18 protein-coding genes are annotated in these 19,297 nt (G+C 70.5%); 12 read left to right on the plus strand and 6 right to left on the minus strand.

The features are described from left to right. Positions 1-6 precede the first annotated feature (6 nt). Both VLG41_RS05620 and VLG41_RS05625 read right to left on the minus strand, forming a co-directional pair. Positions 7-2,205 (minus strand): malate synthase G, encoded by a 2,199-nt coding sequence (locus tag VLG41_RS05620; RefSeq protein ID WP_325348404.1) that lies wholly within the window; start codon positions 2,203-2,205, stop codon positions 7-9. A gap of 37 nt (positions 2,206-2,242) precedes the next feature. After that, entirely contained in the window at positions 2,243-2,938 is a 696-nt protein-coding gene (locus tag VLG41_RS05625; RefSeq protein WP_325348405.1) for a haloacid dehalogenase type II, read from the minus strand. Between the two features lie 107 nt (positions 2,939-3,045). Here VLG41_RS05625 and VLG41_RS05630 point away from each other — a divergent pair, with 107 nt between their 5' ends. Both VLG41_RS05630 and VLG41_RS05635 read left to right on the plus strand, forming a co-directional pair. Further along, positions 3,046-4,248 carry a CaiB/BaiF CoA-transferase family protein gene (locus VLG41_RS05630; protein ID WP_325348406.1) on the plus strand — a complete coding sequence of 401 codons (1,203 nt, stop codon included), beginning with the start codon at positions 3,046-3,048 and terminating at the stop codon, positions 4,246-4,248. A 5-nt stretch (positions 4,249-4,253) separates the two neighbouring features. Beyond that, a complete protein-coding gene (locus VLG41_RS05635) occupies positions 4,254-5,183 on the plus strand; it encodes a LysR family transcriptional regulator (protein ID WP_325348407.1) in 930 nt (309 codons plus the stop codon). Here VLG41_RS05635 and VLG41_RS05640 read toward each other — a convergent pair. Genes VLG41_RS05640 through VLG41_RS05650 form a run of 3 tightly spaced genes read right to left on the minus strand, consistent with a single transcriptional unit; the run spans position 5,140 to position 8,195 of the window. Continuing rightward, on the minus strand, positions 5,140-5,898 hold the full coding sequence (locus VLG41_RS05640) for a nitrilase-related carbon-nitrogen hydrolase (RefSeq protein ID WP_325348408.1): 759 nt from the start codon (positions 5,896-5,898) through the stop codon (positions 5,140-5,142). The genes VLG41_RS05635 and VLG41_RS05640 overlap by 44 nt on opposite strands. A gap of 4 nt (positions 5,899-5,902) precedes the next feature. Beyond that, entirely contained in the window at positions 5,903-7,564 is a 1,662-nt protein-coding gene (locus VLG41_RS05645; RefSeq protein WP_325348409.1) for an NAD(P)/FAD-dependent oxidoreductase, read from the minus strand. 4 nt (positions 7,565-7,568) lie between these two features. Next, the gene (locus tag VLG41_RS05650; RefSeq protein ID WP_325348410.1) at positions 7,569-8,195 is read right to left on the minus strand and encodes a LysE/ArgO family amino acid transporter; all 627 of its coding nucleotides are present in this window, start codon (positions 8,193-8,195) and stop codon (positions 7,569-7,571) included. Between the two features lie 105 nt (positions 8,196-8,300). Here VLG41_RS05650 and VLG41_RS05655 point away from each other — a divergent pair, with 105 nt between their 5' ends. From VLG41_RS05655 to VLG41_RS05700, 10 genes are all read left to right on the plus strand, one after another. Continuing rightward, a complete protein-coding gene (locus tag VLG41_RS05655; protein ID WP_325348411.1) occupies positions 8,301-9,224 on the plus strand; it encodes an HTH-type transcriptional regulator ArgP in 924 nt (307 codons plus the stop codon). A gap of 9 nt (positions 9,225-9,233) precedes the next feature. Beyond that, positions 9,234-10,907, plus strand: coding sequence for an arginine--tRNA ligase (gene argS, locus VLG41_RS05660; RefSeq protein WP_325348412.1), 1,674 nt, complete (start codon positions 9,234-9,236; stop codon positions 10,905-10,907). Positions 10,908-10,915: 8 nt separating this feature from the next. Then, the gene (locus VLG41_RS05665; protein WP_325348413.1) at positions 10,916-11,611 is read left to right on the plus strand and encodes an SPOR domain-containing protein; all 696 of its coding nucleotides are present in this window, start codon (positions 10,916-10,918) and stop codon (positions 11,609-11,611) included. A gap of 67 nt (positions 11,612-11,678) precedes the next feature. Next, the gene (locus VLG41_RS05670; RefSeq protein WP_325348414.1) at positions 11,679-12,299 is read left to right on the plus strand and encodes a thiol:disulfide interchange protein DsbA/DsbL; all 621 of its coding nucleotides are present in this window, start codon (positions 11,679-11,681) and stop codon (positions 12,297-12,299) included. A gap of 62 nt (positions 12,300-12,361) precedes the next feature. Further along, complete coding sequence (gene lptA, locus VLG41_RS05675) at positions 12,362-12,985, plus strand: lipopolysaccharide transport periplasmic protein LptA (RefSeq protein ID WP_325348415.1); 624 nt, start codon at positions 12,362-12,364, stop codon at positions 12,983-12,985. Beyond that, positions 12,982-13,770 carry an LPS export ABC transporter ATP-binding protein gene (gene lptB, locus VLG41_RS05680; RefSeq protein ID WP_325348416.1) on the plus strand — a complete coding sequence of 263 codons (789 nt, stop codon included), beginning with the start codon at positions 12,982-12,984 and terminating at the stop codon, positions 13,768-13,770. Before lptA ends, lptB begins: the two co-directional genes overlap by 4 nt. 103 nt (positions 13,771-13,873) lie before the next feature. After that, positions 13,874-15,484, plus strand: a complete 1,611-nt coding sequence (locus VLG41_RS05685) for an RNA polymerase factor sigma-54 (RefSeq protein ID WP_325348417.1) — start codon at positions 13,874-13,876, stop codon at positions 15,482-15,484. Beyond that, positions 15,481-16,746 carry a THUMP domain-containing class I SAM-dependent RNA methyltransferase gene (locus VLG41_RS05690; RefSeq protein ID WP_325348418.1) on the plus strand — a complete coding sequence of 422 codons (1,266 nt, stop codon included), beginning with the start codon at positions 15,481-15,483 and terminating at the stop codon, positions 16,744-16,746. The genes VLG41_RS05685 and VLG41_RS05690 overlap by 4 nt, the downstream gene beginning before the upstream one ends. Before the next feature lie 7 nt (positions 16,747-16,753). Beyond that, positions 16,754-17,257 carry a putative toxin-antitoxin system toxin component, PIN family gene (locus VLG41_RS05695; RefSeq protein WP_414652449.1) on the plus strand — a complete coding sequence of 168 codons (504 nt, stop codon included), beginning with the start codon at positions 16,754-16,756 and terminating at the stop codon, positions 17,255-17,257. Continuing rightward, on the plus strand, positions 17,254-18,141 hold the full coding sequence (locus tag VLG41_RS05700; RefSeq protein ID WP_325348419.1) for a hypothetical protein: 888 nt from the start codon (positions 17,254-17,256) through the stop codon (positions 18,139-18,141). Before VLG41_RS05695 ends, VLG41_RS05700 begins: the two co-directional genes overlap by 4 nt. A gap of 31 nt (positions 18,142-18,172) precedes the next feature. On the opposite strand, the gene VLG41_RS05705 is transcribed toward VLG41_RS05700, so the two are convergent. After that, a partial coding sequence (locus VLG41_RS05705) for an FMN-binding glutamate synthase family protein (RefSeq protein WP_325348420.1) occupies positions 18,173-19,297 on the minus strand: 1,125 nt, incomplete at its 5' end.

A 19,297-nucleotide genomic window follows, 5' to 3' on the forward strand; every position in this document is an offset into this window, starting at 1 on the left:
GGCGTGTCAGGCCGAGGCCTTCACCTTCAGACGCCAGGCATGCAGCAGCGGCTCGGTGTAGCCGCTGGGCTGCTCCTTGCCCTTGAACACCAGGTCCAGCGCGGCCTGGTAGGCCTTGCTGGTTTTGGCGTTGCCGGCCAGGCGCTGGTAGAGCTTGTCGCCCGCGTTCTGCTTGTCCACCTTGGCGGCCATGCGCTCGAAGGTGTCGCGCACCTGCTTTTCACTGACCACGCCGTGGTGCAGCCAGTTGGCGATGTGCTGGCTGCTGATGCGCAGCGTGGCGCGGTCTTCCATCAGGCCCACGTCGTTGATGTCGGGCACCTTGGAGCAGCCCACGCCCTGGTCCACCCAGCGCACCACGTAGCCCAGGATGCCCTGCACGTTGTTGTCCAGCTCCTGCTGCTTCTCGGCCGCGCTCCAGTTCGGGTTGGCGCTCACGGGCACGGTGAGCAGGCCGGTGAGCAGGGTGTCGCGTTCCTTGTCGGCGTCGGTCTTTTCCAGGTCCTTCTGCACGTCGCTGACCAGCACCTGGTGGTAGTGCATGGCGTGCAGCGTGGCACCGGTGGGGCTGGGCACCCAGGCGGTGTTGGCACCGGCCTTGGGGTGCGCGATCTTCTGCTCCAGCATGGCCTTCATCAGGTCGGGCATGGCCCACATGCCCTTGCCGATCTGCGCCTTGCCGCGCAGGCCGCAGGCCAGGCCCACCAGCACGTTGTTGCGTTCGTACGCCTGGATCCAGGCGCTGGCCTTCATGTCGCCCTTGCGCACCATGGGGCCGGCCAGCATGGCGGTGTGCATCTCGTCGCCGGTGCGGTCGAGGAAGCCGGTGTTGATGAAGGCCACGCGGCTGGGCGCGGCGGCGATGCAGGCCTTCAGGTTCACCGAGGTGCGGCGCTCCTCGTCCATGATGCCCAGCTTGACCGTGCTCTCGGGCAGGCCCAGCAGTTGCTCGACGCGGCCGAACAGTTCGTCGGCGAAGGCCACTTCGCGCGGGCCGTGCATCTTGGGCTTGACGATGTAGACCGAGCCCTTGCGCGAGTTGCGCAGCGGGTGCTTCTTGTCCTTGCGGATGTCGTGCACCGCGATGGCGGTGGTGATGACCGCGTCCATGATGCCCTCGGGGATCTCCTTGCCCTCGGGGCCCCAGAGGATGGCCGGGTTGGTCATCAGGTGGCCCACGTTGCGCACGAAGAGCAGCGAGCGGCCGTGCAGGCGCACGGTCTTCTTGCCCTTGGGAGACGTGTACTCCCGGTCGGCGTTGAGGCCGCGCGTGAGCGTCTGGCCGCCCTTCTCGAAGGTCTCCGTCAGCGTGCCCTTGAGGATGCCGAGCCAGTTGCTGTAGGCCAGCAGCTTGTCCTCGGCGTCCACCGCGGCCACGGAATCCTCCAGGTCGAGGATGGTGGACAGCGCGGCCTCGACCACCAGGTCGCTCACGCCGGCCGGGTCGGTCTTGCCGATGGCGCTGTCGGGGCGGACCTGGATCTCCAGGTGCAGGCCGTTGTGCGCCAGCAGGAGGGCGGAGGGCTTCTTCGCATCGCCCTGGTAACCGACGAACTGCCTGCCGTCGGCGAGCTGGGTGGTGCCGCCCTCGGCCAGCGACACGACCAGCTGACCGCCCTTCACGCGGTAGCCGGTGGAGCCGACGTGCGAGCCCTTCTTCAGCGGGCAGGTGCGGTCCAGCACGTGGCGCGCCCATTCGATGACCTTGGCGCCGCGCCTGGGGTTGTAGCGCGTGCCTTTCTCGCAGCCGCCGTCTTCGGCGATCACGTCGGTGCCGTAGAGCGCGTCGTACAGCGATCCCCAGCGCGCGTTGGCGGCGTTGAGCGCGTAGCGCGCGTTCAGGATGGGCACCACGAGCTGCGGGCCGGCCTGCACCGCGAGCTCGTCGTCCACGTTCTTCGTCGTCGCTTTCACCTTGCCCGGATCGGGCACGAGGTAGCCGATGGTTTCCAGGAATTTGCGGTAGGCCGCCATGTCGCGCACCGGGCCGGGGTTGGCGCTGTGCCAGGTGTCCAGCTCGGTCTGCAGGCGATCGCGCTCGGCCAGCAGGGCCGCGTTCTTGGGCGCCAGGCCGCGCACGAGGGTGTCGAAGCCCTGCCAGAAGGCGGCCGGCTCGGTGCCGGTGCCGGGCAGCACCTCCTCGTTGATGAACTGGTACAGGGCCGTGTCGACCTGCAGGCTGTGGATCGTGGTGCGTTGGCTCATGCGTGGGCTCCGGAAGAAAAAGGCGGAAGAAGGGAAGTCAGAAGAAATCGAGCACGGCGCGCAGGTTGGTGCCGGTCGCGGTGGGCTGCGTGTCGAGCTGCTCGAAGGGCAGGTTGGCGCGGTTGATCCAGAGCGTCTGGTAGCCGAACCAGGTGGCACCCAGCGCGTCCCAGGCGTTGCTGCTGACGAAGACGATCTGCGCGCGCGGCAGGCCGGTGGCCTGTTCGCCCAGGGCATATAGCGCGGGGGATGTCTTGAAGGCCCGCACCGCCTCGGCGCTGATCACGTGGTCGAACAGACCCTCGAGCCCCGCGCTGCGCAGGGCGATGCCGAGCATTTCCGGGTCGCCGTTGGAGAGGATGCCCGTGGTGACACCCTGGGCGCGCAAAGCCTGCAGCACTTCGCGGTTCTCGGGGAAGGACGAGAGGTGGCGGTACTGGTTCATCAGGCTGGCCGCGGCCTCGGCATAGTCGTCCCAGCGTTCGGCGGCCTGCGGCACCAGGGCCTGAATGGCGTAGCGCAGGGCGCGCTCGGTCAGTTCCCAGAAACTGCGGTAGTGCGCGGGATCGCCGCTCATGGTGATCAGGCGCGAGTAGTCGATCTGGCGTTCGCGCCACAGCACGGCCAGGCGCGCCCCGCGGCCCGGGAAGAGCTGTTCCGCGCGCAGGCCCACGCTGTACACGTCGAACAGCGTGCCGTAGGCGTCGAAGAGCACGGCGCGGGGTTTGGCCATGGGAAGGCACTGTATTGCAAACATCGGCGCGCATTGATCGGCTCACGCGCGATGGATCCATGACTTTTTTGCGTGTAATCTGCGCCTGACCATTCCAGGAGACCCCATTGAGCCCCGCCCCCGACCGCCCGAGCCTGCCCTTGACCGGCATCCGCGTCGCCGAGTTTTCGCACATGGTGATGGGCCCCATGTGCGGCATGGTGCTGGCCGACCTGGGCGCCGAGGTGATCAAGGTGGAGCCGCCCGCGGGCGACAACACGCGCCGCCTGCTCGGCTCGGGCGCGGGCTTCTTCCCGCTGTTCAACCGCAACAAGAAGAGCCTGGTGCTGGACCTGCAAAGCGAGGAGGGCCGCGAGGCCGCGCTGCGCCTGGTGGCCACGGCCGATGTGCTGGTGGAGAACTTCAAGCCCGAGACCATGCGCAAGCTGGGCCTGGACCACGACAGCCTGAAGGTGCGCTTCCCGCGCCTGATCCACGTGAGCCACAAGGGCTTCCTGCCCGGCCCCTACGACCACCGCACCGCCCTCGACGAGGTGGTGCAGATGATGGGCGGCCTGGCCTACATGACCGGGCGCCCCGGCGACCCGCTGCGCGCGGGCAGCAGCGTCAACGACATCATGGGCGGCATGTTCGGCGCCATCGGCGTGCTGGCCGCGCTGCGCGAGCGCGAGCGCACCGGCCAGGGCCAGGCGGTGCAGAGCGCGCTGTTCGAGAACAACATCTTCTTGGTGGCCCAGCACATGCTGCAGTACGCCGTGACGGGGGCGGCCGCCAACCCCATGCCGCAGCGCATCTCGCCCTGGGGCATCTACGACGTGTTCGACGCGGCGGGCGGCGAGCAGATCTTCCTGGCGGTGGTGAGCGATACGCAGTGGGCCATCTTCTGCAGCGCCATGGGCTGGAGCGACTGGCGCGACGACCCGCGCCTGAGAACCAACAACGACCGCGTGCGCGCGCGCGACTGGCTGCTGCCCGAGCTGCGCGAGCGCGTCGCACAGCGCCCGGCCACAGCGCTGGCCGAGCTGTTCGAGCGCCACGGCCTGCCGTTCGCGCCCATCGCCAAACCGCACGAGCTGCTGGACGACCCGCACCTGCGGGCCACGGGCGGCCTGGCGCCCATCACCCTGCCCGATGGCGAACGCGCGGGCCAGACCGTGCAGACCGTGCCGCTGCCCTTCACGCTGGGCGAGCAGCGCCTGCCCGTGCACAGCCCGCCACGCCTGGGGGCCGACAGCAGCGGCGTGCTGCGCGAACTGGGCTACGACGACGCGGCGATCGAGCGCCTCTCGCGCACCGCCAGCACAGGCTGAACGGCGTGGACAAGCTCAAGCAACTCGAAACCTTCGTGTCGGTGGCCACGCGCGGCAGCCTCACGGCGGCGGCGCGCGCCGAGTCGGTGGCGCCGGCCATCATCGGCCGCCGGCTGGACGCGCTCGAATCGCGGCTGGGCGTGAAGCTGCTGGTGCGCACCACGCGGCGCATCTCGCTCACGCACGAGGGCAGCGCCTTCCTGGAGGACTGCCAGCGCCTGCTGACCGACCTGTCGAACGCGGAAGCGAGCGTGAGCGCGGGCGGCGTGAAGGCCAGCGGGCATTTGCGCATCACCGCGCCCGCGGGCTTCGGGCGGCGCCACGTGGCCCCGCTGGTGCCGCGCTTTCGCGAGCTGCACCCGGAGGTGACGGTCTCGCTCAACCTGTCCGACCGCGTGGTGGACGTGGCCGGCGAGGGCTACGACTGCGCCGTGCGCGTGGGCGACCTGCCCGATTCGTCCCTGGTGAGCGTGCGCCTGGCCGACAACCGCCGCCTCTGCGTGGCCGCGCCGGCCTACCTGCAGCGCCGCGGCACGCCCGAGGCGCCGGCCGACCTGGCGCGGCACGACTGCCTCACCTTGTCCAGCGACGCCTCGCAGACGCGCGGCTGGGCTTTCTCACTGCCGGCCGAAGGTGGCACCGGCGAGCGCGAGATCCACTACCTGCGCCCCGGCGGTCCCATGGACTGCAGCGACGGCCAGGTGCTGCACGAGTGGTGCCTCGCGGGCCAGGGCATCGCCTGGCGCAGCACCTGGGAGGTGGAGGCCGACGTGACCGCCGGCCGCCTGGTGCGCGTGCTCGACGCCTTCGCGGCGCCGCCGAACGGCATCTACGCGCTGTTCCCGCAGCGCAAGCACCTGGCGCTGCGCGTGCGGCTGTGGATCGATTACCTCAAGCACGAGTACGGGCGGGTGGAGTACTGGGCGGGGCGGTGAACGCGGCGCGCAGCACGGCCTCATCGCGTGCGGCTTTGCCCAGGCACTGGCCTTCTCGCGTGCACACCATCGAGAGACCGTTGTAGACCGTCTCGCCCTCCCGCCCGCAAGCGTTCGCGTAGGCGATGGCCAGGCTGAAGCGCCGCGCGGCCTCGGGCAGGCGCGTGTGCTGCACGTCGTCGTAGCCGACCATGTTGGCCGTTGGCACCAGCACCGCGTGTGCGCCGGCTTCGGCGAGTTGCCGCAGCGGCTCGTCGTGCTCCACGTCGAAGCAGATCAACAGGCCCAGCCGCCAGCCGCGCCATTCGAACACCGCCGGTGGCGCGGTGCCAGGCGTGAAGCGCTGCGTGTCCCCCTCGCCGAACAGGTGGATCTTGCGGTGCACCGCGAGCAGCGCGCCGGTCTCATCGATCGCCGCAGCGCTGTTGAAAGGTGGGGCGTCCCCATTGGCTTGCGGCCAGCCCGTGACGATGCCGGTGCGGTGGCGTTGCGCAATGCCGCGCACCGATTGCAGCAGCAGGCCGTCGGCCGACTCGGCGTGCGCGGCCAGTCGCTCGGCATCGATCAGGTAGCCCGTGAGGAACATCTCGGGCGTGAGCAACCAGTGCGCACCCTGGGCCGCGGCCTCGCGCGCCGCCCTGTCCAGCCGCGCCAGCGCCTCGGTGCTGTCGGCCGGGTGGGCCGTCTGCCAGAGCGCCAGGTGCAGCGGCTCCATGGTGTCAGTCGCCCAGAGCGACCGGTCCCATGCCGGGCCAGGCCTCGCAAGGCCCCGGGTTGTCGGGGTGGCTCGCGCCGCCCAGGTGGCGCACCATGCCCGCCACCGCGTTCAGCGCGGTCTGCACCGCGCCCTCCACCCAGGCCGGCGTGAACGACACGTCGTCGCCCGCGATGAAGAGGCCTCGCTCGGCCTCGGGCAAGGCGTCCTGCATGAAGTGGCCAACCATGCGGTGGTTGTAGCGGTAGTGGCCCGGCAGCGCGCCCTTGAAGGCGCCGAGGAAGTAGGGGTCGGCTTCCCAGGACACGCTGATCGGGTCGCCGATCACGTGGCTGGCGATGTCCACGTCGGGGTAGATCTTCTTCAGCGCCGACAAGGCGAGCTGCACGCGCCGCGCGGTGGGGTGCGGCAGCATCTTCAAGGCGTCGCTCATCCAGGCGTAGCTCAGGCAGATCACGCCGGGCTTGTCGGGGCCGTTGTCGAACAGGTAGGTGCCGCGCGTGAGGCGGTCGGTGAGCGTCATGCCCATCACGGGCCAGCCGTCGGCCTTCAGGTCGTTCCAGAACGGCCGGTCCACCATCACGAAGGTCTTGGACGATTGCATGTAGCGCGTGCGGTCCAGCGCCATCCAAAGCTTGTGCGAGAACAGCGACTCCTCCACCGCGATCTGCGTGGTGAGCAGCCAGCTCTGGCAGGTGACGAGCACGGCTGGGTAGCGGCGGGTATTGCCCAGCACGTCGGTGACGTCGATCTGACCGTGCGACGCACGCGCGATGGCGGCCACGCCAGGGCGGGGCGCACCACCGTTCAGTTGCGCCAGCGAGGTGCCCGCACCCCAGTGCGTGAGCGACTTCGCGTCGGGCGCGTGTTGCCACAGCCCTTGCGGCACCTGCTGCACGCCGCCCACCACGAGGTGCTGGTTCTCGTCGCAGCCGGTGAGCACCACGCGCAGGATCTCGAGCATGGAGTTGGGGAAGTCCGAATCCCAGCCGCCGGTGCCGAAACCCACCTGGCCGAAGACCTCGCGGTGGTGGAAGGACAGGCGCTGGAAGGCGCGGGATTGGGCAACGAAGTCGTAGAAGGTGCGGTCGTCCCATAGCGGCACCAACCGGTCCCACAGGGCTTTGAGGCGCGGCACGTCGCGCTCGCGCAGGGCGTCCTGCAGTTCGCCGAAGCCCGCGCCTTGTTCCAGTGCATCGGCCCAGGCCTGGGCCACCTCGCTGAACAGCGGCGGCAGGTCGGCCAGGGTGCGCGCGCGGTGCGTGCGGCCTTCCAGGTCGATCACCGTGCAGCCGGCGGCGGGCGTGAGCGGGTTGGGGAAGGGCCTGGTGGCCAGACCCAGTTGGTCCACGTAGTGGAAGAAGGCCGTGCCCGAGCGCGGGAAGCGCATGCCGCCGAGCTCGGCCACCACGCCATGGCCGCCGTCGAAGGCCTGCGAGCGCAGCCGCCCGCCCAGGCGCGAGGCCTCGTACACCACGGGCTTGAGGCCCAGCTTCATGAGCTCGTGCGCGGCCGTCAGGCCGGCCATGCCGGCGCCGACGATGGCGACCTCGGCGCCCAGCAGCTCGCGCGGCAGCGCGCCCAGACCCGCGGGGTGGCGCAGCCAGTCGTCGTACGCGAAGGGGAAGTCGGGGCCGAAGACGGTGACGGGTTTGTTCGATGGCATGGGCTCAGAACAGCGACATCAGCAGCCAGGCGGCGGTGCCCCACATCATGAGCGCAACCAGCCCGTCCAGCACGCGCCAGATGTGCAGGGAATTGAGCCGGCGCCCGGCCCAGAAGGCGGTGGCGCCCAGGCCGGTGAACCAGATCAGCGAACCGGTGGCGGCGCCCAGGCCGAAGACCTCGCTCGCCGGGCCGTAGGCCAGCGAGGCGGTGCCGATCAGCACGGCGGTGTCCAGCCAGGCGTGCGGGTTGAGCCAGGAGAAGGCGAGGGCCGAGAACACGGCCTGGCGGCGCGTGGTGGGCGCCGGGGCCAGCGGCTGGCCCTGCGGGCTGCGCGCCACCGGCGAGCGGAAACGCTGGAAGGCCTGCCAGCCGTAGACCAGCAGGAACAGCACGCCCGCGCCGATCAGCGCGCCCTGCAGCTTGTCCGACAGGCCGCCGAGCTGGGCCAGGCCCAGCACGCCCAGGGCGATGAGCGCGACGTCGGAGAGGGCGCACAGCGCCACCGTGAGCCACAGGTGCTGGCGCTGCAGGCCCATGCGCAGCACGTGCGCGTTCTGCGGGCCGATGGCCATGATCAGCGACAGGCTCAGCACCATGCCGGCGGAGAAGACGGGGAAGCTCAGGGTCATGGCGTTCTCGGGTTCGGGTGACAGCAGGGGCGCATGGTGCCGCAAAGGCGCTTGTTGTTTAATCGAGTTGATTCGAACTCCAATCACTCAATTTCGGCTTGATCGATGCTGGATCCCCGTCACCTGGATGCCTTGGCCGCCGTGGTGGAGCACGGCGGCTTCGGCCCCGCCGCGCAGTCGCTGAAGCTCACCCTCGCGGCGGTGTCCTTGCGCATCAAGTCGCTGGAGGACCAGCTCGGCCAGCGCCTGCTGGTGCGCGGCAAGCGCGTGCGCGCCACGCCGGCCGGCCAGGCCCTGCTGGGCCATGTGAAGCAGGTGCGCCTGATGGAAGCCGACCTGCTGGCCGGCCTCGTGGGCGGTGAGGCGCGCGCGGGCGAGCGCTGGCAGAGCCTGTCGGTGGCCATCAACGCCGATTCGGTGTCGAGCTGGTTCCTGCCCGGCGTGGCGCCGCTGCTGGCGCGCCAGCGCCTGCTGCTGGAGGTGGTCATCGACGACCAGGACCACACGCACGACGCCCTCAAGAGCGGCGACGTGGTGGGCTGCGTCACCACACGCGCCGACGCCATGCGCGGCTGCGTGGCCGAGCCCCTGGGCGTGATGCGTTACCACTGCGTGGCCACGGCCGCCGTGGCGCAGCGCTGCCGCACGCCGCGCGGCGCGGTCTCGCCGCACAAGCTGCTGGCCCAGCCGGCCATCATCTTCAACCGCAAGGACGCCTTGCAGGATGCGTTTCTCGAACAGCACATCGGCCTGCGCCAGCCCGCCTACCCGCGCCACTACGTGCCAGCGGTGGAGGCCTTCGAAACCGCCATCGAGCTGGGCATGGGCTGGGGCATGGTGCCCACGCAGCACCTGCCCAAACACCCCACGCTGACCGAGCTGCTGCCCGGCGCCACGGTGGACGTGGCCCTGTACTGGCAGCACTGGACGCACGAGCCGCCCTCGGCGCAGCGGCTGACGGCGGCGGTGAAGGCGGCGGCGCGCGAGCGCCTGGCCCCATTGGCCGACCCGCCACGGGCCGCCACCTAAAATCGCCCGATGCTTCAGATCCAACAAGACCTGCTCGCGGCCCTGCGCGACGAGCTGGACAAACTCAGCCCCGGCGCGGGCGAGAAGGCCGCCTTCGAGTCGCCCAAGGTGGCGGCCCATGGCGATTTCGCCGTCACGGCGGCCATGCAACTGGCCAAGCCGCTCAAGCTCAACCCGCGCGCCGTGGGCGAGCAGTTGCGCGCCGCGTTGCTGGCGCAGCCGGCCTTCGAGCGCTGGGTCGAGGCGATCGAGATCGCCGGCCCGGGCTTCATCAACATCCGTCTGAAACCCGAGGCCAAGCAGCAGGTGGTGCACGAGGTGCTGGGCGCGGGCGAGCACTTCGGCCGCCAGGCCAGCAACGGACAGCGCCTGATGGTCGAGTTCGTGTCGGCCAACCCCACCGGCCCGCTGCACGTGGGCCATGGCCGCCAGGCCGCGCTGGGCGACGCCATCTGCAACCTGTACCAGACCCAGGGCTGGGACGTGCACCGCGAGTTCTATTACAACGACGCGGGTGTGCAGATCAATACCCTGGCCACCTCCACGCAACTGCGCGCGCAGGGCGTGAAGCCCGGCGACGCCAACTGGCCCGAGGCCGCCTACAACGGGGACTACATCCAGGACATCGCGAACGATTTCCTCGCGAAGAAGACGGTGAAGGCCGACGACCGCGAGTTCACGGCCAGCGGCGATCCGAACGACCTCGACGGCATCCGCCAGTTCGCCGTGGCCTACCTGCGCCACGAGCAGGACCTCGACCTGCAGGCCTTCGCCGTCAAGTTCGACCACTACTACCTCGAGTCCAGCCTGTACACCAGCGGGCGCGTCGAGGCCGCGGTCAACAAGCTCGTCGCCAACGGCAAGACCTACGAGCAGGACGGCGCGCTGTGGCTGCGCAGCACCGACTACGGCGACGACAAGGACCGCGTGATGCGCAAGTCCGACGGCTCGTACACCTACTTCGTGCCCGACGTGGCGTACCACATCGCCAAGTGGGAGCGCGGCTTCACCAAGGTCATCAACATCCAGGGCACCGATCACCACGGCACCATCGCGCGCGTGCGCGCCGGCCTGCAGGCGGCCGACGTGGGCATTCCACAGGGCTACCCCGACTACGTGCTGCACACCATGGTGCGCGTGGTGCGCGGCGGGCAGGAGGTGAAGATCAGCAAGCGCGCGGGCAGCTACGTCACGCTGCGCGACCTGATCGAATGGACCAGCAAGGACGCGGTGCGCTTTTTCCTGCTCAGCCGCAAGCCCGACACCGAATACACCTTCGACGTCGACCTGGCCGTGCAGCAGAACAACGACAACCCGGTCTACTACGTGCAGTACGCGCACGCGCGCATCTGCTCCGTGCTGGCCGGCTGGGGCGGTGACGTGGCCACGTTGTCGGGCGCCGAGCTGTCCGCGCTGGACACGCCGGCCGCGCAGGCCCTCATGCGCCAGATCGCCAAGTACCCCGAGATGCTCAGCGCCGCCGCGCGCGATTTCGCGCCGCACGACGTGACCTTCTACCTGCGCGAGCTGGCCGCGAGTTACCACAGTTACTACGACGCCGAGCGCATCCTGGTCGATGATGAAGCGGTCAAGCGCGCGCGCCTGGCGCTCGTCGCGGCCACACGGCAGGTGCTGCACAATGGCCTGGCCGTGCTGGGCGTGAGCGCGCCGCAGAAGATGTAAGAGCCACCATGAGCAAGAAATCCTCCTCCTCCAAGTCGTCGTCGCGCAGCAGCCTGGGCGGCACGCTGGTGGGCTTCATCGTGGGCCTGCTCGTCGGCCTGGCGGCGGCCCTGGCCGTGGCGGTCTACGTCACCCGCGTGCCCGTGCCCTTCGTCGATCGCGGCCTCTCGCGCAGCGCCGAAGACGACGCCAAGGAAGCCGAGCGCAACAAGGGCTGGAACCCCAACCGCGGCGTCAGCGGCGCGCCGGCCGCGCCACCCGCGGCGCCGGGCGCGGCGCCGGGCACCGAGGGCGCCATCTCCGTGCCCCCCGCCGACGGCCGCACCTTGCCGCCCGCCGGCACCGCCACGCCGCCGAGCGATCCCCTGGGTGACCTGGCCCGCTCCCGCACCGCCCAGCCCGCGCCCGCCGCGCCAGCGGCGGCGCCGGGTGCCGCGCCCGCCGAGGCCCCCGCACCCGGCGCCGACCCCTACACCTACTTCGTGCAGGCCGGCGCCTTCCGCAACGCCCCCGACGCGGAGGCCCAGCGCGCGCGCCTGGCCATGCTGGGCATCGCCGCCACGGTGGACGAGCGCGAGCAGGCCGGCCGCACTCTCTACCGCGTACGCGTGGGCCCCTTCGCCCAGAAGGCCCTGGCCGACCTGACCATCGAGCAGTTGCAGGTCAACGGGGTCGAATCGGCCCTGGTGCGCGTCCAGCGCTGAGCCGGCGCGGGAACTTCCCGCGCTTCGCCCGGCCCAAGCGCTGGTTCAATCCCTGGAGTCCCATCCCATGCTTCGCCGCGATTTCGCCCTGTCCCTGCTCGCCACCGGTGCCGCCCTGCCGGCCCTGGCCCAACGGGTCGCCCCCAAAGAGGGCACCGAATACGTGCGGCTGGGCAAGCCCGTGCCCGTGCAAGCGCCGGCCGGCCAGATCGAGGTGGTCGAGTTCTTCGCCTACTCCTGCATCCACTGCTTCAACTTCGAGCCGCTGCTGGAGGACTGGGACAAGCGCAAGCCGGGCGGCACGGTGCTGCGCCGCGTGCCGGTGGCTTTCAGCCCCGCCTTCGTGCCCATGCAGCGCCTGTACTACACGCTGGAGGCCATGAACCTCGTCGAGCGGCTGCACACGCAGGTGTTCAAGGCCATCCACGTGGACCGCCTGCCGCTGACCACGCCGGGCCCGATCACCGACTGGGTGGCCAAACAGGGCGTGGACCGGGCGAAGTTCTCAGAGATCTTCAACCACGGCGACACCCAGAAGAAGGCCCAGGACGCCGCCGTGCTGCAGGACGCCTACGGTGTCGAGGGCACGCCAGCCCTGGGCGTGGCCGGGCGCTTCTACATCCCGGGCCAGGGCCCGAAAACGCTGACCATCGCCAACTACCTCATCGGCGAAGCTCGAAAAGCCTGAGGCGGGGCACCCGGGGGTTCACCCTGGGTGTTTAGAATGCATGCAAGTTTCGTGCCCTTGACATGCCACACGCCATCCCCCTGCTGCACCGCACCGCCCTCGGCCTGTTGATCGCCTGCACCCTGGCGGGCGCCGCCCAGGCCGAGCAGGCCGACCGGCTCAAGCCGATGAACGCCGAGTCCGACAACCTGCGCTACGACGACGCGCGGCAGGTCAGCATCTTCACCGGCAACGTGGTGATCACCAAGGGCACCATCGTGATCCGCGGCAACCAAGTCGAGGTGCGCCAGGACGCCCAGGGCAACCAGTTCGGCATCGTGCTGGGCAACCCGGGGTACTTCAAGCAGAAGCGCGATGGACTCAACGAGTTCATCGAAGGCGAGGCCAGGCGCATCGAGTACGACAGCCGCGCCGACAACGTGCGCTTCATCGGCGACGCGGTGCTGCGCCGCTACCTTGGCACCCAGCTCAATGACGAGACGCGCGGCAGCGTGATCGTCTACGACAACCGCACCGAGGTGTTCACGGTCGACAGCAACCCGGCGGCCGCCAACCCCGGCAACCCCTCGGGCCGCGTGCGCGCCACGCTCACGCCGGTGCCGCGTGAGGGCGAGGCGCCGCCCCAGCCCACGCCCGCCCCCACGCCGCTGCGCCCATCCAATGAGCTCGGCGGGGAGCGGAAGTGAGCGGGTCGCCCTCCACCACCTTTCCCGAAACCCAGGTGCTGGCGACCAGCCGCCTGGAGGCCAGCGGACTGAAGAAGGCCTATGGCAGCCGCCTGGTTGTCAAGGACGTCTCGCTCGCGGTGGACAAGGGCGAGGTGGTGGGCCTGCTCGGCCCCAACGGCGCGGGCAAGACGACCTCGTTCTACATGCTCGTGGGCCTGCTGCGCGCCGATGGCGGGCAGATCCTGCTCGATGGTCAGTCGATCGAGCGCCTGCCCATTCACCGCCGCGCGCGCCTGGGGCTCGGTTACCTGCCGCAGGAGGCGTCGATCTTTCGCAAGCTCAGCGTGGCGCAGAACGTGCGCGCCGTGCTGGAGCTGCAGGAGGACGCGCGCGGCCGTCCGCTGAGCGCCGCTGCCATCGACGAGCGCCTGGACACGCTGCTGCGCGACCTGCACGTCGAGCACCTGCGCGATTCGCCCGCGCCCGCGCTGTCGGGCGGTGAGCGCCGCCGCGTCGAGATCGCGCGCGCGCTGGCCACCGACCCGCGCTTCATCCTGCTCGACGAACCCTTCGCCGGCATCGATCCGATCGCGGTGATCGAGATCCAGCGCATCATCGGCTTCCTCAAGTCACGTGGCATCGGCGTGCTCATCACCGACCACAACGTGCGCGAGACCCTGGGCATCTGCGACCGCGCCTACATCATCAACGACGGCCACGTGCTCACCAGCGGCACGCCGTCGGACATCGTCGAGAACGCCGACGTGCGCCGGGTGTACCTCGGCGAGCACTTCCGGATGTGAACATGAGCCCCCACGCTCGTCACTTCGTGTACTTCGCTGCCCCCCAAGGGGGCGCGGCCTTGCTTGGGGCGGCCCGGCGCGGCGGCCCTCTGCCCGGACAGCGATGAAACAGAGCCTTTCCCTTCGCGTCTCGCAGCACCTGGCGCTCACGCCCCAGTTGCAGCAGTCGATCCGCCTGTTGCAACTGTCCACGCTGGAGATGGCACAGGAGGTCGAGCAGATGCTCGACGACAACCCCTTCCTGGAGCGCGCCGACGACGGACTGGAGCGCGAGGAATTCGGCCTGGCCACCACCGACGTGCCGGTGAGCGCGGGCGAGCAGATCGCCGATGCGGCGCAGCCGGCCACCAGCGCGGCCAGCGACACGGGCGACGGCAGCGAGGGCGATGCGGTCGAAGCCCACCTGGACGGCGCCTCGCCGGTGGAGGAAAGCTGGGAGGGCGACGGCACCGTGGAGGTGGCGCCCGACGACAGCGAATGGGGCGGCGACGCGCCGCCGCGCAGCCAGGGCTCGGGCGACGACGAGGACACGGCCAGCGCAGCCGATCTCGCGCGCGCGCTCGTGTCCCTGCAGGACCACCTGCACGAGCAGGCGCGCTGCCTGCGCCTGTCCGAGGAAGATGCCGCCGCGCTGCTCTTCCTGATCGAATCGCTCGACGACGACGGCTACCTCAGCGACCCGCTGCCCGAACTCGCGCTCGCGCTGCTGCGCCTGCAGGGCGACGACACAGCGGGTGTCGGCGCCGCCGAGTCGCCCGAAGCCACCGAGCGCCGCGAGGCCTGCGAGCAGTTGCTGCGCACCAACCTGCAGTTGCTGCAGCACATGGACCCGCCCGGTGTGGGCGCGCGCGACCTCGCCGAGTGCCTCAAGCTGCAGATCCTGGAGCTGCGCAACACGCCAGAGGCGCGTGCGGCGCTGGCCATCTGCGCGCAGCCGCTGGAACTCATCGCCAAGCGCGACATCCGCAAGCTCGTGCAACTGTGCCGCACCGACGAAGACACCGTGCGCGGCGCGCTCGCGCTCATCGCGCGGCTCGAGCCCAAGCCCGGGCGGCGCTTCGTCGACGTCGAGCGCAACATCGTCGTGCCCGACGTCATCGTCACGCGCGCCGGGCGCGGGTTCAAGGTCATCCTCAATCCGGATGTGATGCCCCGCCTGCGCGTGCACGACGTCTACGCCAACGCCCTGCGACAGAACCGAGGCGGGCGCGACGGTGGCGAGGGCGGCCACGCCGCCATGCAGCAGCGCCTGCAGGAGGCGCGCTGGTTCATCAAGAATATCCAGCAGCGCTTCGACACCATCCTGCGCGTCTCCAGCGCCATCGTCGAACGCCAGCGCAACTTCTTCATGCACGGCGAACTCGCCATGCGCCCGCTGGTGCTGCGCGAGATCGCCGACGAGCTGGGCCTGCACGAATCCACCATCAGCCGCGTGACCACCGCCAAGTACATGGCCACGCCCTTCGGCACCTACGAGCTCAAGTACTTCTTCGGGTCCTCGCTGGGCACCGAAACCGGCGGCAACGCCTCCAGCACCGCGGTACGCGCGCTGCTCAAGCAGTTCATCGCGGCCGAGCAGCCGGCCAAGCCCTTGTCCGACAACCAGCTCTCCGACCTGCTCAAGGAGCAGGGCATCGAGTGCGCGCGCCGCACCGTGGCCAAGTACCGCGAGGCCATGCGCATCGCACCGGCGAACTTGCGAAAGTCCCTTTGAACCAGCTCCAGCTTTTTCTCCCCTGCGCCGCCGGCGTGGAGGACTTCCTCGCCGCCGAGGTGCAGCGCATCACTGGCGTCGCCGCCACGCAGCGCTCGCGCGGCGGCGTGTCGCTGGAGGCCTCGTGGCGCGACGCGCTGCGCCTGAACCTGCACAGCCGGCTGGCGCAGCGCGTGCTGGTGCGCCTGTGGCACGGCCCCTACCGCGCCGAGCAGGACCTCTACACGGCCGCCGCCGAGGTGGCCTGGGAGATCTGGTTCACGCCGAAGCAGACCATCAAGGTCGAGCTGACCGCGCAGCACAGCCCGCTCAAGAGCCTGAACTTCGCGGCGCTGCGCATCAAGGACGCGGTGTGCGACCGTTTCCGCGACAAGCGCGGCGAGCGCCCCAGCGTGGACACGCAGCGGCCCGACGTGCGCCTGTTCGGCCACCTCACGGCCGAGGCGCTCACGCTGTACATCGACACCACCGGCGAGCCGCTGTTCAAGCGCGGCTGGCGCGAGGACAAGGGCGATGCGCCGCTGAAGGAAACCCTGGCCGCCGCCATGATCGTGGCCACCGGCTGGGATGCGCTGGCGCGCGAGGCGGCCACGCTGGCCGATGTGCCGCCGCTGGTCGACCCCTGCTGCGGCAGCGGCACGGTGCCCATCGAGGCGGCGCAGATCGCGCTCAACATCGCACCGGGCGGCCAACGCCGCTTCGGTTTCGAGAAGCTGCTGCCCTTCCAGCCCCATGTCTGGCAGGCCCTGCGCGACGAGGCGCGCGCGGCCGAGCGGCTCTGGCCCGAAGGCCAGGCGCCCATCGTCTTCGGCAGCGACGTGGCCTTTCGCATGGTCGACTTCGCCAAACGCAACGCCGAGCGCGCGCGCGTGGCGCAGGCCATCGAGCTGCGCGGCGGCGACGCGCTGCAGCGCCTGCCGCCCAGCCCGCGCGCGGGCGTGCTGCTGCTCAACCCCCCGTATGGCGAGCGCATCGCGGCGGCGGGTGTGGCCGGCCGCAACGCCGCCGAGCGCGCGCGCGTGGGCGGCCGCGAGCAGGCCCGCGACGAAGACGGCCAGACCGCCGACGCCTTCTTCGAGCGCCTGGCCGCGCACTGGAAATCGCACTACGCGGGCTGGAGCGCCTGGCTGCTCACGCCCGACCTCAAACTGCCCGGGCGCATGCGCTTCAAGGAGTCGCGCCGCGTGCCGCTGTGGAACGGCCCCATCGAATGCCGGCTGTTCCGCTTCGATTTGAAGGCCCGTGGCGGTGGCGCAGCTTGACCCAGAAATGCCACGGAGCCGGCTTTGCCGGTCCGTCGGCGTTGCCCCCTTGAGGGGGTCGCGCGAAGCGCGGCAGGGGTGTTCCTTTGCTCTGGTCGTCATCGACACCAACGTCGTGCTCGACCTGTTCGTCTTCGACGACCCCGCCGTGGCGCCGTTGCGCGCGGCCTTGGTGGAGGGCCGGGTGGGCTGGATCGCGACAGAAGCGATGCGTGAGGAGTTGCGGCGGGTGCTGGACTACCCGCACCTCGCGCGCCGCCTCGGTGAAACGGGGTCGGTGGCCGTGCTGGCCGCCTTCGATCGCCACACGCGCCGCGTCGAGCCCGCCGACAAGGCGCCCTTCACCTGCCGCGACCCGGACGACCAGCGCTTCATCGACCTCGCCGTGGCCCAGGGCGCCGCGTTGTTGAGCAAGGACGCGCATGTGCTCGCGCTGGCGCGCCGCCTGGCGCGCGTCGGCATCCGGGTGAGCCGCTCGTGGGGACCGCAGGCCGAGGAGGCCAGCGCATGAACGCCTGGCGGGCTGCTGGCCTGGCGGGCCTGTTGGCCGTGTTGCCACCGGCCTGGGCCGACGAAGAGCCGCGCTGCGGCCCCGTCGGGCCGGCCGGCCAGCAGCACTGCGCCATGCCCGACGGCTCCACCCTCCAGCGCTCGATGAGCGCCGACGGCCGCCGCGCGATGGCCTTGCTGCGCCGCTGGGGCGACGGCAGCCTGGCCGAGCTGCGCTGCGCGCCCACCAGCCTGTTGCCCGAGGACCGCGAACCCTGCGGTCATGGCGGCGAGCTCACCGAGGTCACGCTCTACCGCGAACCCGGCAAACCGCTGGGCACCGTGAGCCACCGGCGCGGCGTGCTGATGCGCCAGGTCATCGTGAACCCGCAGGGCGGGGTGGTGCGCAGCGAGGAGTTCGTCGACAACACCCTCACGCCCGACCGCCGCATCAAGCGCGTGTACTACCCCTCGGGCCGCTTGCGCCACGAGATCGACCTGGTCGAGCCGCCGCCCGAGCAGTACCACGGCCGCGAAGGCGTGGGGCGTGAGTTCGCCGAGTCGGGTCAGATCACGCAGGAGGTGGAGTGGGCCGGCGGGCGCGAGCGGCGCATCCGCCAATGGCACCTCAATGGCCAGCTCAAGCTGGAGCAGACCATCCGCCACCTGGGCCGCAACGAGTTGCGCGAGACCCGCAGCTTTTACGAGGACGGCACCGAGGCCGCGCTCAGCCGCGAGCGCAACGGCCGCCTGTTCGGCTGGCAGCGGTACCACGCGCCCGGCGGCGCGCTGCAGCGCGAGGAGGAGTATGGCGAGCGCGGCCTGCTGCTGCGCCGCAAGCTCTACGACCCGCGCGGGCGCCTGCTGCGCGACGAGCGCGTGAACGAGGACCCGTCGGCCAGCTGAAACCCTTTGCGCGACGCGCGGCGGGGGTGCTTCACACTTGCGCGAAGCTCTCGGCGCGGGCGCGGCGCCACCAGGTCGTGAACACCGCGTGCTCGCCTTCCGCGTCGCCGTCCAGCAGCGCGCCCGGCGAGGTGGTGGGCAGCAGGTTGGCCAGCAGGCGCACCTCGTTGTCGCTCACGCGGCGCACCAGGTGCTGTGCGCTGATTTCGCCCGGGTGCTGCAGGCCGGCGGCTTGCACCAGCTCCTTCAGCGCCTTCAGCGTGTTCTGGTGAAAGCGCCACACGCGCTCGGCCTTGTCGGGCACCACCAGGGCCTGCTGGCGCAACGGATCCTGTGCCGTCACGCCGGTGGGGCATTGGCCGGTGTGGCAGGTCTGGGCCTGGATGCAGCCCAGCGCAAACATGAAGCCGCGCGCGCTGTTGCACCAGTCGGCCCCGATGGCCATGGCGCGCGCGATGTCGAAGGCGCTCACCACCTTGCCCGCGCAGCCGATGCGGATGCGATCGCGCAGGTTCACGCCCACCAGGGTGTTGTGCACCAGGCGCAGGCCTTCCTGCAGCGGCGCGCCCACGTGGTCGGTGAACTCCAGCGGCGCCGCGCCGGTGCCGCCTTCGGCGCCATCCACCACGATGAAGTCGGGCGTGATGCCGCTCTTCTGCATGGCCTTGACGATGGCGAACCACTCCCAGGGGTGGCCGATGCACAGCTTGAAGCCCACCGGCTTGCCGCCCGAGAGCGAGCGCAGTTTGGCGATGAATTCCATCAGCTCCAGCGGCGTGGAGAACGCGCTGTGCGCGGCGGGCGAGATGCAGTCCACCGCCTCGGGCACGCCGCGCGCGGCGGCGATCTCGGGCGTGACCTTGGCGCCCGGCAGCACGCCGCCGTGGCCAGGCTTGGCGCCCTGGCTCAGCTTGATCTCGATCATCTTCACCTGCGGGTCGAGCGCGTTGGCGGCGAACTTCTCTGCGCTGAAGGAGCCGTCGTCTTCGCGGCAGCCGAAATAGCCCGAACCGATCTCCCAGATGAGGTCGCCGCCGTGCAGGCGGTGCCAGGCGGAGATCGAGCCCTCGCCCGTGTCGTGCGCGAAACCGCCGCGCTGCGCGCCCGCATTGAGCGCCTGGATGGCGTTGGCCGACAGCGCGCCGAAGCTCATGGC

This window comes from Hydrogenophaga sp. (assembly GCF_035481345.1).
Taxonomy (GTDB): domain Bacteria; phylum Pseudomonadota; class Gammaproteobacteria; order Burkholderiales; family Burkholderiaceae_C; genus Hydrogenophaga.